Annotated in this window: 17 protein-coding genes and 1 pseudogene; 7 read left to right on the plus strand and 11 right to left on the minus strand. The window is 45.6% G+C overall.

Annotated features, from left to right (window positions below; translation table 11 throughout):
- Nucleotides 1–90: 90 nt before the first annotated feature.
- Nucleotides 91–360 (minus strand): ribbon-helix-helix domain-containing protein, encoded by a 270-nt coding sequence (locus AC6I77_RS22570; protein WP_497817404.1) that lies wholly within the window; start codon nt 358–360, stop codon nt 91–93.
- A gap of 44 nt (nt 361–404) precedes the next feature.
- Nucleotides 405–1,061, minus strand: a complete 657-nt coding sequence (locus AC6I77_RS22575; RefSeq protein WP_497817405.1) for an AAA family ATPase — start codon at nt 1,059–1,061, stop codon at nt 405–407.
- A 312-nt stretch (nt 1,062–1,373) separates the two neighbouring features.
- Here AC6I77_RS22575 and AC6I77_RS22580 point away from each other — a divergent pair, with 312 nt between their 5' ends.
- On the plus strand, nt 1,374–1,736 hold the full coding sequence (locus AC6I77_RS22580) for a hypothetical protein (RefSeq protein ID WP_497817406.1): 363 nt from the start codon (nt 1,374–1,376) through the stop codon (nt 1,734–1,736).
- A 369-nt stretch (nt 1,737–2,105) separates the two neighbouring features.
- On the opposite strand, the gene AC6I77_RS22585 is transcribed toward AC6I77_RS22580, so the two are convergent.
- Nucleotides 2,106–2,363 (minus strand): tyrosine-type recombinase/integrase, encoded by a 258-nt coding sequence (locus AC6I77_RS22585; RefSeq protein ID WP_497817407.1) that lies wholly within the window; start codon nt 2,361–2,363, stop codon nt 2,106–2,108.
- Nucleotides 2,364–2,505: 142 nt separating this feature from the next.
- Between AC6I77_RS22585 and AC6I77_RS22590 the strand changes: the two genes are divergently transcribed.
- Nucleotides 2,506–3,879 (plus strand): FRG domain-containing protein, encoded by a 1,374-nt coding sequence (locus AC6I77_RS22590; protein ID WP_497817408.1) that lies wholly within the window; start codon nt 2,506–2,508, stop codon nt 3,877–3,879.
- A 308-nt stretch (nt 3,880–4,187) separates the two neighbouring features.
- Here AC6I77_RS22590 and AC6I77_RS22595 read toward each other — a convergent pair whose 3' ends face one another.
- Complete coding sequence (locus tag AC6I77_RS22595) at nt 4,188–4,598, minus strand: hypothetical protein (RefSeq protein WP_497817409.1); 411 nt, start codon at nt 4,596–4,598, stop codon at nt 4,188–4,190.
- Nucleotides 4,573–5,127 carry a hypothetical protein gene (locus AC6I77_RS22600; RefSeq protein ID WP_497817410.1) on the minus strand — a complete coding sequence of 185 codons (555 nt, stop codon included), beginning with the start codon at nt 5,125–5,127 and terminating at the stop codon, nt 4,573–4,575. The genes AC6I77_RS22595 and AC6I77_RS22600 overlap by 26 nt, the downstream gene beginning before the upstream one ends.
- Nucleotides 5,128–6,109: 982 nt before the next feature.
- On the opposite strand from AC6I77_RS22600, the gene AC6I77_RS22605 reads away from it, so the two are divergent.
- Genes AC6I77_RS22605 through AC6I77_RS22615 form a run of 3 tightly spaced genes read left to right on the plus strand, consistent with a single transcriptional unit; the run spans nt 6,110 to nt 7,415 of the window.
- Nucleotides 6,110–6,382 carry a hypothetical protein gene (locus AC6I77_RS22605; RefSeq protein ID WP_497817411.1) on the plus strand — a complete coding sequence of 91 codons (273 nt, stop codon included), beginning with the start codon at nt 6,110–6,112 and terminating at the stop codon, nt 6,380–6,382.
- Between the two features lie 26 nt (nt 6,383–6,408).
- Nucleotides 6,409–6,756, plus strand: a complete 348-nt coding sequence (locus AC6I77_RS22610) for a hypothetical protein (RefSeq protein WP_497817412.1) — start codon at nt 6,409–6,411, stop codon at nt 6,754–6,756.
- Nucleotides 6,757–6,776: 20 nt separating this feature from the next.
- Nucleotides 6,777–7,415, plus strand: coding sequence for a recombinase family protein (locus AC6I77_RS22615; protein ID WP_497817413.1), 639 nt, complete (start codon nt 6,777–6,779; stop codon nt 7,413–7,415).
- Nucleotides 7,416–7,523: 108 nt separating this feature from the next.
- Here the strand turns inward: AC6I77_RS22615 and AC6I77_RS22620 are convergent, their stop codons facing one another.
- The 6 genes and pseudogenes from AC6I77_RS22620 to AC6I77_RS22645 all read right to left on the minus strand — a co-directional run bounded on the left by AC6I77_RS22620 (nt 7,524) and on the right by AC6I77_RS22645 (nt 10,923).
- Nucleotides 7,524–8,081: a hypothetical protein gene (locus tag AC6I77_RS22620; RefSeq protein ID WP_497817414.1), complete on the minus strand. Its 558-nt coding sequence runs from the start codon at nt 8,079–8,081 to the stop codon at nt 7,524–7,526.
- Nucleotides 8,065–8,844 (minus strand): hypothetical protein, encoded by a 780-nt coding sequence (locus AC6I77_RS22625; RefSeq protein ID WP_497817415.1) that lies wholly within the window; start codon nt 8,842–8,844, stop codon nt 8,065–8,067. The genes AC6I77_RS22620 and AC6I77_RS22625 overlap by 17 nt, the downstream gene beginning before the upstream one ends.
- A 25-nt stretch (nt 8,845–8,869) precedes the next feature.
- Nucleotides 8,870–9,163, minus strand: a complete 294-nt coding sequence (locus AC6I77_RS22630; protein WP_497817416.1) for a DUF1493 family protein — start codon at nt 9,161–9,163, stop codon at nt 8,870–8,872.
- 56 nt (nt 9,164–9,219) lie between these two features.
- Nucleotides 9,220–9,614 (minus strand): annotated as a pseudogene (locus AC6I77_RS22635) (STM2901 family protein); the annotation flags it as partial.
- Nucleotides 9,615–9,889: 275 nt separating this feature from the next.
- Nucleotides 9,890–10,297, minus strand: coding sequence for a DUF1173 family protein (locus AC6I77_RS22640; protein WP_497817417.1), 408 nt, complete (start codon nt 10,295–10,297; stop codon nt 9,890–9,892).
- Nucleotides 10,298–10,302: 5 nt separating this feature from the next.
- Entirely contained in the window at nt 10,303–10,923 is a 621-nt protein-coding gene (locus AC6I77_RS22645) for a DUF1173 family protein (protein ID WP_497817418.1), read from the minus strand.
- 469 nt (nt 10,924–11,392) lie between these two features.
- Here AC6I77_RS22645 and AC6I77_RS22650 point away from each other — a divergent pair, with 469 nt between their 5' ends.
- Entirely contained in the window at nt 11,393–11,596 is a 204-nt protein-coding gene (locus tag AC6I77_RS22650) for an Hha/YmoA family nucleoid-associated regulatory protein (protein ID WP_497817419.1), read from the plus strand.
- A 384-nt stretch (nt 11,597–11,980) separates the two neighbouring features.
- The gene (locus AC6I77_RS22655; protein WP_497817420.1) at nt 11,981–12,847 is read left to right on the plus strand and encodes a protein RepA; all 867 of its coding nucleotides are present in this window, start codon (nt 11,981–11,983) and stop codon (nt 12,845–12,847) included.
- The last annotated feature ends 1,031 nt before the right edge of the window (nt 12,848–13,878 follow it).

A 13,878-nucleotide genomic window follows, 5' to 3' on the forward strand; every position in this document is an offset into this window, starting at 1 on the left:
CCCTTATTTGCATATCAAAAAAAGACTAAATCAGTACTAAAACAATGCTTAAAGAGCATCATTTTAATATTTATTTAATATTAAAATGGTTCATCCACCAACATGAGTACCTTTATCGAGCAACTGGCGTACTGCCATTCTTATGAGTGCAGCGCGTGACAGGCCCTCATGCATTGCCAGATCATCAAGCTGAGCAATAATAGCCGTATCAAATGTCACAGTAATCTGTTCACGCTGCCCTTTCTTAACACCACGTTTTTCAGGTTTTTTTCCGTCCGGAGCATCGTTAATGAATTTTTCGATATCAGCCTGTTCATGTGACGAAGGTACACTGGCTTTAGGTCTGGCAGTAATAGCCATTAAGGATCACTCCAATATTCATTTAATATTAATATAATATCTTATCAATCTTTGAATACTATAGATATAAGTTTTTCAAGCTCATCCTTAGCAGGACGTTCATGGGGTTTCAGTTTGAGTTCAACGACAGAGCGCCCGCTACCAGCTGCATTGGCAAATGCTTTACGCAGATGGAGAAGATGGTCCAGTACAGGGATCTCATCCGCATATTCTGACATAGCCGTCACCATCTCATTATTGTCTTTACTGCGCGGGTTAACATCGGCCCTATTGAGAATTGAATACGCAGGGAAAGGTTCACGTATGCTGCGAGCTTCCTGCAGCATCTTTACAACATCTTCCATCGCCCAGGCTTCAAAGCTACCAGGAACGAAAGGAACAAGGGCATAGTCCGTGAGCGTCAGTGCTGCCCTCATGGCCGTCGAATCCCTGCCCCCACATTCGATAATGACATCGTCATAATTATCTTTCTGCTGCAGAACCTGCGTTCGCAATACAGGTCCATCAGGGAAATGAGAGCAGGCAATCCCGGGCTGAACATCTGCCTCAGAACGTATAAGAATTGCTGTCTGCGAAGACCCCTGCTTGTCTCCGTCAACAAGCCAGACCTTTTTACCCTGATGGGCGCGTGCGATTGCAATGTTTACTGCTAGTGTCGATTTTCCTACGCCGCCTTTAGTATTTACGATTGTCAGAATCATATCCTTAACACCTCATATTAATATTAAAACAATATTCTTTTGGATTAATGGTCTGATGCCGATTGTAAGCTAGAGAGCCCCAAAAAACAATCACAACAACATCAATACGATTACATTTTAATATTAAAACAACATTAAATTAGAGTGTTTTTGCATCGTCTTCAGCTTTCAGTGGTCCGCACAGAGTTAACGACCTGTGAAACGAGGGCAAATACAGAAAAAACGCACAATGCCGATAACATTACGGATGACAGATGTTGCGCCGCGAAAAGGGCGTAGCTGCCGGGAGTTCAACCAGCCATAAGGAACCGTATGAAAAACCCAGCTATCAAATTTGAGACCATGTACGAAATAATCCGCGACTACTTCATCGGAGCACTGCCGCATTTTGCTTCCCAGGATGCAGACTGTATCGTTCAGCCTTTTCTTGATAAAGCCATGTCAAACACTAAAGTTCGCGGGCCGGGTTTAGAGGTGGTAAGTCGAGGTTCAAAAATGCATCCAATTGATGACGTCCTTTGCAACGAAACCAAAAGGAAGGCTTTTTTAGAGGATATCGGGGCATGTCTCAATTGGCTTGACGCTAATGATTATCTGACATGGAACGGGAGCGGAAATGGTTCGTACCGGGCGACAGAGAAAATGCTTCAGGTAAAAAAATTAGAAATACTCTAATTTATGGTAAGTATCCCGACAGCGGCCGCCTGAGCGGCCTTTGCTTGGGCTGAGACACTCAGGGATGAATCCAAATCTGGTTTCTTCGCTTCATTTCATCAAGAATTTGCTTGATGATAACGGGGCGAGTGTGTAGTTTCCCGTGTTGCTATTTGTCTCATTAACGGGTCATCCGAATTGTCTGCATAGTCCTCCTGCCGTTTGGTTTCATCCAGAACTCTGTCAAGAAAATCCCTGAGCTCCTGATCGGTATAGTTCCGCAGATCACTTTCCTTCATGGCACAGCTCCTCAGTAGTGAATTAACCTGCAGACATAAATGTCATCTGAGACCGCCAGAAATGTCAGGCATTATCAGTGCACGTGCATCCTCAGGTGTTATAGAACCGTACACCCAGCTGACGCGTCACGTCCAGCGCCATGACCTGCGTGCACCATTCAGTAGACTTCTTAACCCTGTGGCCCATCATCGCCTGAATGACTTTCTTAGGCACGCCGTGCTGCACCAGATGCATCGCAAATGAATCGCGAAACGTTTTGGTCGTAATAGGGCGGATGCTAAAGTTGACGCCTTCACGATCGGCGTCGAGCAGTAGCGCCACCTCCGGTGCCAGCAGGTAGCGGGGCATTGCTGAGTGTGATGCATTCTGAACTACATGGCAGACCGGACTCTGAGCATAATGAGTGTAAGAAAATTCACTTTGAGTATTCATTTAATCAACGATTCTGGCATGATGAAAAGGTAAAATAAATTTATGTAAGGATGACTAAATGCTGAATCTTATCGTGGTCGGCAATCCCGACAACCACAGTTTTTTTTCTGAAGATCATGGAGAGGGCGCTTTCCCGGTTTCCCGGCTCTTTGAATCCACTCCGGACTCGCTGAGAAGCAAACTTCTTCCTCTAACCAGTAAAACCTTAGAATTTCTTCAGGAACTGCCGGTCATATTTATGACGGAGCCTGAATTTGAAGCAGAAGAAGATGATGAACATGAATTAGGTGGATGGAAAAGCCATGTCAGCATAGGAAGAATCAGCAACATTAAGTTATCAGATAAAAAGCGAGAGAAAGTACTGGTATTTGACTATGTGCTAACCAAAAAAATTGGCTATCAATATCTAGCCAATGACAAAAATTATAAGGATCTGGAACTGGGCAGTTTCGGACTGAGCAGAAATTTTTGGGCAGTAAAAAACATGAGCCTTAACTACTGCCTTGATATTTTAGGCCTCGGTGCTTTCGCCCCTGACGTTCCTGCAGCAGTAACAGCTGAAGCTCCAGACAATCAAGAAAATCTTGAGGTGATTTCGGATATTAATCAGTTCTTGGGAATCATACTAAATCATCCGCAAACCGATAATGAAGATGTATTCTATCGGGGGCACTCAGATATCAGTTATCAGCTGGAACCTTCGCTTTTTCGTAAGGATGCGCAAGGCAACTATCGTTACCGCCATCACGAATCTGACATGATAACGGAGCTTCTTACGGTACAACCTGCTGAGTTTAAAGATGATCGGTACATGCTGGATAAGCTTGTACGCATGCAACATTATGGACTACCAACTCGCCTGCTTGACGTATCAACTAATCCTCTCATAGCTCTCTATTTTGCCTGTTCTAAAATAAAACGTGATGAACATGGCAACGAGATCGATGGTAATGTCATTATACTGACAACGCCTAAAAGTGAAATTAAGTTTTTTGATTCTGATACCGTCAGCTGTATTGCCAATCTTTCAAGACTTCCTTCCCGTATTAAAAGCATACTTGATACCAGCCTTCCATTACAGGCATTTAATGCTACCGAAGAATGTGGGCAACTGTTGCACCTTATTCGCAATGAAAAATCTTATTTTAAAAGCATTATTGATCCAGCCCATCTCAACAAAATAGTTTTGGTAAAAGGACGCCTCAGCAATGTGCGCATTTCATCTCAGGCTGGAGCATTCCTTTTGTTCGGTGAAAACGTTGATTTGCCAGAAACAGGCCTTAGCACACTAAATGTCCGAAAACTCGTGATAAGAAATAAAGAGCATTTAATGCGGCAACTCAGCCGCTTCGGCATCAACGAAAGCACTGTATATCCAGGTATAGAGAAAGCAGCTACGGAAATCGCAAAGCTTTACGATGGCAGGAGTTAGTCAGACGAAGGGCATATAGTGCTGCTGTATGCCTTTATATTCTGATCAAAAGTGCACTGCCAATTTTAAGTCATTAACGCACGATAATATAAAAAACCGCCCATAGGCGGTTTTTTTTTCAAAAACTCCGGGATTAACCTGGCGTAACTAAATGAAATCAGCGCTAATAAGAACTTTATTTCACTTTAGCTGAAATAAACTCGTAAGATTGCGACTGCACTTTAGTTTGTACACTCGTTCTTCTTCTTTTACGCAAAAAAGGGCCTTTGCCTACTGACTGACCTTCTACAGGATGCATTGTTTTTGTTTTAGCATCGTATCGGAAAAGTTGACCATCTCTTGGGACAGCGGCTCTTGAACCATTTTGCCTGATAGGTGCAGCGGCCAGAAACTTGCATAGTGGGCCGAGTACTTGTCTCAATCGACGCCGCTGTTAGACTTTTCCGGCTACCAATCCATTGAGGTCCGACTCTGCGCATTAAAGGTTGATAAACAGCGTCCGTATTGCAGATAAGGACTTTAGTATCATTTTGGGCAGGTCGATAGGCTGCTTCTTCAAGAACATATGCTGGAATAACCTTACCATCATGGTGAACGTACTCACCAGTTTCAAGTTTACGTTTAGCTAAACTGGCTGAAGCTTTTTTAAGTCTGCGAGTCAGAAAATCATCCAACTGATCTGCTGTTAAGCTTTCAGTAGTATTGCGTGATGATTGCATAACCCCTCCTGGCGTCGCCTAACTCGTTGAAATTTTTAGTCAACGGGATGGACTTAAATTTAAAAGGCGTTTCTCTGGCAAGGCCTAAGGCCTTGTTATAAACGCGTTTCAGTTCAGGTCTGGCTGCTTTCCAAAGATAGAGCCCCGACTTGCTCACATTGTAGTGGTCATATAATGCGCTAGCAACCCCTGTGATTAAGTCTCTCTTTTGTCTGAAATTTAACCTTACATGATCAAAATTTTCACTATCTGCAAGACTAAATGTAACAATCCAGGCACCGCTCTCAGGTATGGATATCATCTTGCCATCATGCTCAGCATCGCCAACAAAAAGCCTGAGGAAGCTTTCCTGAGAAACCTTGTTGAAACCTATGGAATAAAGAAAACCGTCAACCTTACTGCCGACCCAAAATTCCCTTAAAACATACTCATCAAGTTCGTTTTGTGTGAATGCCTGATAGGGGTCATGCGGATCTGATTCATCTGAGCTCTCTTCTTTTTCAAAATCATGCCAATTCCATTGATGCAAATCTTCCCCCTAACGACACTGAATTCAACAAAGCTCTTTATGCATGTTATCCACATAACAATCTGAATAACTTCCATCTATAAAAATACCGATAGATGAAATTGAGCCCTGCGTGAATGCTTTTTACTTTAAGTAACATTTAATGAAGCAACAAACACTATGAGATCATGACACCTTCAACCATCAATATTCAAATCAGAAAACTTACTTTTCCATGTACTAACTGTTTCCAAAACATGTTTATTAACTGAACGATTAAAAGTGGTTTGGTGTACGTAAGGTCTACCAGTTAAATGTTCAACTGCTAATGAGCTAATAACTGCGTTGGACGAAACCCTGCGGGGCACGTAAATCAACAAAATTATCATCGGCGACAACATCAATGAACTGCTCCCCGTCATCCGCGAGAATGACGACGACGCTACGAGGTTTGTCAGCATACTTCCGGGGTACCCTTCCTGAAATTTTCATCAGGAAGAGTTCCCATACAGCTGGCGACATTGAGCGTTCACCACTCTCCCAGTACTCCCAAGACCGTTTGGTCGCATAAACCAGATTCGCAGCTTGTTCCGTTGACAGTCCTATTGAGTTTCTGGCATGAAAAATCGCTTTAGGTTCCGGCCCATTCATTTTTAAGTCTCCGAAAAAAAATCACAATAGGCACAATCTACCACAAAAACCAAATGAACCTCAAGTTCAAAAAAAGAAACTATTTCGTAATTATCAATATGAGTCACTTAACGCCTGAACTTCGATAATATTCTTAGTGCTTATAGTTTCATAAATTACTGTTAGCAAGCTAATAGATTGAGTAGGTAACTTGTTGAGCGTTTTTCACTTCAAATAGGCTATTTAAGGTGGCCAATATTTATATGGCCAATATAGATTGCTTTCAAATTATAATGGCCTGTTAGAACCACGCGGCCATTTTAGGTATACTCAAATTGACCATTATCAAGCTAAGACAAGAAAGGGGGGTCTGATGCTAAGTACTAAAAAGAGATCGTTTTCGGGCACTGTGGTTCAGATTGCTCATGTAGCAACGGTCAGTGACACAAACCTGATGCTGTATGGCGTTCTGCTTACAGGCGAACCGGAATGGTTGCGCATCTGTACAACTGAAATTATGCATGCAGAGAAAATTGCATTTCTAAGTCCAGGTACCGACGTAAAAATCACTGTACGAGGTGATATTGATTTCCAGGGTGCGCTATACATGAGATTTGACTCCCTTAGTAATAGTGATCCGTCCTAACTGAAAAAACTGCCATTGAGGTCGCAATGAAACCCTTTAGTTCTTTAGTGAATGACCCACTCGATGAGACCTATCTCAACCTCCCTGGCGACTACATTGCCGAAGGTGAACTACCTAAAGAAGAGATTGAGGTGCATAAGGTCCTTGTATCGATGTATGTCCTGACAAATCGATTGATGAACTTTAATTTATGGGAACGCCTCTTTCGAACCCGCAAATATTGCTCTGCCAGCAGTCTAGCGATAAATGCACAGCGGCAATTAATGGAACTCGTTAACAGTACCCCCTTACACAAAGCTGCGCTAAGACGCATTGTGAGCGCTATGCCCGAAGACAACGGCGGCCGGGAAGCGCTTAGGGATTATTTACGTTAAGAGGATGGGACAGCTAAACCATGCAGATTGCACGTATCTATCTTCGGGTCAGTACTGATGAACAAGAACTGACGCGGCAGAACAGCATTATTGAAGATGCCCGGGGCAGGGGCTTTTATGTCGCCGGCGTTTATAAAGAAAAGGCTTCAGGTGCCCGGGCAGACCGACCTGAACTTCAGCGCATGATTGCCGACCTGCAGCCTGGTGAAGTCGTCGTGGCTGAGAAGATTGACCGCATCAGCCGTCTTCCGCTTACAGAGGCTGAGCAGCTGATCGACTCGATAAAGGCAAAGGGGGCAAAGTTGGCCATCCCCGGCATAGTGGACCTGTCCGAATTGGCCGGTAGTCACGATGGCGTGGCCAGAATCGTGCTTGAGTCCGTTCAGGACATGCTGCTTAAGGTCGCCCTGCAGACGGCACGGGACGACTACGAAACCCGTCGTGAAAGGCAAAGGCAAGGTGTGGAGCTGGCAAAGGCTTCGGGAAAGTATAAAGGGCGCAGACCGGAACCCAAAACACACGAACGTATCATTGCCCTTCGCGAGTCTGGTATGACGATTGCGCGCACAGCAACTCTTGCCGGATGCAGCGTGAGTCAGGTGAAACGTATATGGGCTTTATATAATACGGGACAGAAAACGGGCAGTGAGAACGAGTAAGCCGAAATCCGCATGACTTATGCAGCTCCAGAAAATTAGAGTCATGAATTACATGACGCTTTAAGCAGCTTTCGTATGCCGTGCTGTGAAGCCAAGAAGTTTCAGCCATCAGGAAAACAAATTCTCCGCCAGGCTGCTGGCCTCATCGTAAAAACCTGCCAGCTTCAGTTTTTCAATTATCCGTAAAGGGTAATATGGCCTCCCAACTGTGAACGACCATATCTCACTAACCTTATCGATACGAACCGGAGAGGATTGAGCAAAAATTTCTGCCATTTCAGTTTTGTAGAATGCATAGCGTCTGTCGTGATTTTCACAGAAATCATAGTAGCCGGACTCCATCAGCGCATGAAGTCCGGCCAGTTTATCTTCGGTAGCCCAGCTCTGGAAATTACTGACAGAGATAGAAAAATTTAACTTTGCCTGTGATTCTTTCTGAACCACCTCCTTCATTATGGCTGGCTGCATATGGACTTCTTCACTGCCATAAATATCATCACGCAGTTTACTTTCAAGTACGTCACGGTTCCATGCCTGCTTCCAGAAGTCATTAAGTGCGGCCAGATCACCATAAGAGAGGCCTGGAATACTGACGGATATCCCTATCTGGCGCGCCATATCCCTGCAGGCCCGGATTTTATCGATAGCTTCAGTCAGTTTCTGCACTGCCGATACTGTAATCTGATTTTATCGACAATTTGACATCATAGAACCCCGATGAACTGTTTGACCAAAGGTGGTGCGGAGGCAGTTTTTTGGCAATAGCCATTAAGTCTTCACGGTTCAGTGATTTAGTGAATGTGCCCGTACGGTATTCCCGACTGAGCCAGCCAGTTAACGTTCTTATTTTCTCAAGACTTTCATATAACAGTTTAAACTGCTCGCGCAGTACCAGAACATTTATGAGGCTTACATCTGTGAGGTGTTTCTGAGCGTCGTTACTGTAGCTGTAGCGGAAAGTTTGCCCTGTCGGGTCCGTTTCTGCAATGCAACCAATAAGGGTATCTGAGGCAGATATAAGCTCTTTGTAACGGCGGTCATTAGCAATTGCGTGCTTTGAAAAAAAGGCCCACAGGTCCTTAATATCGTGCTTATTAAGCGCTTTTTCGACATTAATATTTGCTGTATCCCGATATTTGCGCAACTTGGCCAGCCCGATCAGATCCTGTATCTGGCCTTTTATCATGAGTTCTACAGCGTGGCGCAGACTGAAGCAGATTGGATAAATCAGAGTATCCAGCGTGCCACGCCCCTCTGTAAGTCCTTCAATTAACAGATCAACACTCTCGGCATACCCGTCTGAGTAGTAGTAAATATCCGGAGCGCCATTATTACCCACGCAGGCGTTGAAAGACGCGTTTTCCTGATCGCCCCTAAACAACGCATTCCATTTCCAACGTGGTGAGACTAATTCTTTTGTTTCGTTCATTGGAGATTCCCTAACGAGTGTAAACTCAGTCGTAACGCCAGTGTCCTGCGCGTACTGACTCAATCAACATCCTGATTGTAAGAGGAAAAACCTCGCGTGGATTTTTTGGATAATAGCGGCTGAATGCTACTTCATCAGAATCCATTCCAAACGCATCGAAGACGTTCTGAAGGCATTCCGCAGCATCCTCCGGGTCAAGCTTCATGTCCAGATTGAGCGACATCTCTGGCGTGAGTGTTTTTTTCCGGAACGTCAGCAGGGAGTGGCCGTTCCACGGCTCAATGAGTGCCATTACGCGTGCCTGGGTGTTATCTACCATATCTTATCCTCCCCGCGGGCGATGGCATTGTACAGTCTGACCGAATTGAAACTGATATCGGCAACATCTCTGGCCAGAATCACCCAGCCTACGACGGGTATTGCCCGTCCGACAAAGGTGCTGAGCTTATGCGTAAAGAGAATACGGGCGGTCCGGGGCGGGTATCCCCCTACAATGGTCGGGAGCTGAATACCGAAAGGAAACCTGGCTTTAGGGAACACCCTGCGCGCTGCCCGTGAGGCATTGGAGGTTCCCTTAAGAGCATCGCGCGGTTTGTTGCGGGTGGTCAGGACATTACGTCCGGACAGAATGGCCACGATCGCGCCGAAGTCATCAATCCCCAGATGTTCGGCGACTTCTTCACAGAAAACCATGAAAAGAGCTCACCAGCGGTGAGGTTGGGTTTGCCTGCATAGAAATAGGTGTTATTGAGTTCTTCAGTCGTGTCCACTGCCAGCTCCTGCAGGTTAAGCCTGATTTATCGTCCTGACGCTTCTTAAACAATACCTTCAGCGTTCAGGCCTGACAACCTGTCAGGCACAGGATAAACAGATACGGTACTGCAGCCCTATCTCCCTGCATTTAAAAGACACCCGTATCAGACGCAGGGAAATGCAGGCATGTCTGGCTTCGCAGCAGCATCCCAGTACCACCACCGCCCGGGCCCATATTCCGCCTCATAGTGAGCGGTTTTAACCTGCCTGCGCTGCAGGTACTCTGGCGAGTTCATGCCAAAAACTTCCATCGGCAGCGCATCCACGCCAGGAACGTCCTTGAGCACAAATCCGGAAACACATCTTCTTCACCGTCGAAGCGCAGAGGCTCGATAAAGGCGCGTTTTTCCTGCCACAGTTTTTCTTCCACAGCCTCCTCATAGCCGGAATCCAGCGGAATAAAGCGTGGGCTGACAGTCATCAGCGCTACATCGATCACGGTACTGCAGCTGGACGGCCGGTTACGCCCGTCTATTTGCCTGAACGATGTTTCCGGCGGCTCTGTTTCAGCGATAATCACGACTTTCATTCCCCTGCGCCAGTCGCCGAGCTCGCGGCTGAAGCTCCGCTCCAGGCGGTGACGAACGTCTTCAGGCGGAACCAGATCAGGAAATCCAGAAAACAGCCCCAGCGGCAGCATAGTCTTCAGCCTTGCTTCACCGGCTTCACTCCAGCCAGCACAGAAACGACGATGAGTCGCCTTTTGTTCCTTTCGGCCGCTCTCATGTGTTCCCGGTTAGCGATCACCTGCGGCGTATCCTTCATGGCCATGAGCAACAGTGATTCATCCAGTGGCACGCGACCAATACGAATACGGGCAGCAGTCTGCTTCATGCGCCAGCTCACCCAGCCAGGGCTGCGTTTCTTTTTATCGAAAGCGGGGTGCCAGACATTGATACCAGACTGCTCCCACAGCAGGTGCAGAAGCCCCAGCAGGCTCATCGCGGGCCGCCGTTTGCGTTTTACCGGTTCGTCATCTGAGACGTTTTCAGCCGGTTTTACATCGGAAGGTGCCTTTTTCTGGAGGCCCGTGGGCAGTCTGACCACAATCGTGCCATCCGCTGCTGCACGGACAGTGTCCCCTAGATAAATCTCTGCCTGCCGTTCATCAGACCACACCGAATAAAACCGGCAGTCAGGTTTATGCTCATTACCCGTGAAAGCATATGAAGAAAGACAGCAGCGTTCTGTATCCCGGGAGTAGTGAACCTTCAGGCGCCTCCTGACAGGATCGATTTCTGCCGGCAGACAGCTGCAGGTCACCACTGTGGTTTTTTTGTTATCCCGGGAGTGCTTAAGCCAGCGCTGCCAGGTGGAGGTTTCATTCTGCTGGAAAGCCTCAGAGCCTCCTTCTGGCCCCGCTGACCGGTAAAGTGAACCGGGTAAACTTTTCTCTTTGTCATATACAGTCCGCTAAGCAGATTATATTTCGTATGTCGATTATGAATAGCTGCACTGTACGATTATGTCTGCCAGATATTGTTTGCTGCCATAATACATTTTTTATGCATAATATTTTAATGGGTATCTTTTTTGACCTGGACACGCAGGCTTTTTTACCTGTGACAAATGTTTTTTTGATCAAGTTTTTACGCCTACAGTTGCGCTGTGATGGCTATTGACGGCAGACGGGTAAATTTTTACTAGGCTACGCTGGTTGAATTGCCACTCTAGCGCTATTGTCCGGTGAAAACCCTCCTCAAGATTAGAAACTGGTACACGCAAAAAGGGAAAGATGACAAAATCCGACTGGCTAATGCGGTTCAGGCGCTGTCGCTCATTGGATACGCTTGAGACCGTATACGAACACCTGAAATATAAAGGTGATTTGAAAGAAGAATTCGCAATTACGTCAGCATACGATCACCGAAAAGCTGAGTTAACGGTCGGAAAGTTGTTCGATCGCGTGCCAGCGCATATATGGAAACTGGTCGAATAAAATACGGTGTGATACGGCGTCACTGTTTACTGGTAACCGGCAGTGCCCATACAAATTCTTTGTATGGGCACTGCCGGTTGAACAAGCCGGAGGCGCGTTAGCGAAAAAATTGGTTATCCACATTTGCACAGGCTCGATCCAATTATGATCCAATTATGATCCTTACAGCTCCTAATAGATCCCGTGGCCTCTCAGCCCGCTCCACATCTGGCCTAAGGCACTTTTACGATGTGTGCTGGAGGGATTAACATGTGTGCTGACGGGAGGTGTGTGTGTACTGGCGGGGTAGTAATGTGTGCTGTTGGGATGTAGTGTGTGTGCTGTTGGGATACAAGCCGTTTTTACCCACAGAAAGATCCTGTAACTCAGAGGTGAGATAAACCTATGAAAGATAAGTCATTTATTGGCGATGCACTTTACAGTGACATGGTCAGTAAAGATAAACAGCTCACAGTTAATTCTAACAACACTGTTCAGCCAGTGGCACTGATGCGCCTTGGCGTTTTCGTACCTAAACCCACGAAATCACAGGGTGAAAATAACATTGTTGATGCATCTGAACTGTTTTCACAGCTAGAAATTGCCCGGGCTGAAGGTTACGACCATATCAATATTTCAGGTCCCCGACTCGATATGGACAGCGACTTCAAAGTGTGGATAGGGGTTATCTATGCCTTCAGCCGATACGGTCTGACGTCGAACAAAATCGAACTGAAATTCACCGAGTTTGCGAAGGGTTGCGGTTTTTCTGCTAAACGCATCGACGGCAGGCTACGGCTCTCAATCCATGAGTCCTTGGGTAAATTGCGTAATAAATCAATCTCCTTCAAACGTGGGCGCGATGCGAAGGGCAGTTATCAGACTGGTCTTTTGAAAACGGGCTATTTTGATGCTGAGAAGGACATTGTCCAGTTGGAAGCCGATGAAAAACTCTGGGAACTGTTTCAACTGGACTACAGAGTCCTCCTTCAGCAACATGCCATCAAAGCACTCCCTAAGAAGGAAGCGGCTCAGGCTATTTACACTTTTATTGAAAGCCTTCCTGCTAATCCTATTCCGGTAAGTTTCTCCCGTTTACGTGAGCGTCTCTCTCTAAGCAGTTCTGTAAGCGAGCAAAACCGTACGATCAAAAAAGCACTTGAGCAGTTACAGAAGATTGGTTATCTGGAATTCTCTCTAGTCCGTAAAGCGAGAGAAAATTTCGTTATTATTCATAAACGTAATCCAAAACTGAAACCAACTGATATCTGAATGTGTGCTATCGGGATGATGGCATTGTTCATGCTATAGCCTTCCTCTTCAAAATGGATATTTCCTCTTTCCCGCCAGCACACATGATCACGCAGGGCTCCGTTCCTGTAATCCGACAGTCCATATATACAGGACTAAAATTCTTATCAGTAGCCCGTCAGCACACACTATCGGATGATTTAAGCGTATTTATTGTCCTCCCGCACACATACAAAGCCCGTCAGCACACATGATTATTTTGTGTCAGTGTAAAGACCTTCCCGTCAGCACACATTTTTTAAGAACACCAGGCATGATTACCCGCCAGCACACATGTTTATGGCTTTTTACTGGACTAATTCCTTCAAAACACATTTTCAGCAGTTGCCATGACTACCTCCCGTCAGCACACACTTTTGCATTTCTGTTGCACAGATAGCTTGCCAGCACACATATTTGTTCCGACACTTCAAAAACTACATCCATGTCTTCACTCCTGTATTGCATAGTATCTGTCATAAATATTTATCTGAATATGCTGGCCTCAAAATAAGTCATCGCCAGTTTCTCCTGCCTCGCTACTGTCATTTCTGGTGCCCGTCAGCACACATTACCGTCCAGGATATTCCTATCCCGCCAGCGCACACGCACGATTAAAGAATTTACAATAGTCTCAGCTCTCAGTTATCTCGGAATGACAATTCTTCTCTGTCCAGCCGTGTGGAAAGGATGTTAACCGTCTCAGATTCCATGACTCCTAACGTCTGCATATAAGAGGCACCGCCATCCGATTTTTAGATAAATGTGAGTGTCCTGAAAAAATCATTCCCGACACTGCGTTTCTATTACCTGCAATATCACTGTCATAAATAACTACTAACCCCAGTAATATCTGGAATTTCAGCTTGAAATAAAGTTTAAATATGTATAAAAAACAAATACTTATAGTTTTGATCGTGTGGGGTGCAATTTTGTTATTGAGTGTCGTCTATCCCTTCTAACTCTCCTGTTACTTCCTTTTTTAACCTGATTTCTGATGGAAAAAGAGAAAA

The sequence above is a fragment of the Pantoea sp. X-Soil-ISGK-259 genome, assembly GCF_059730705.1.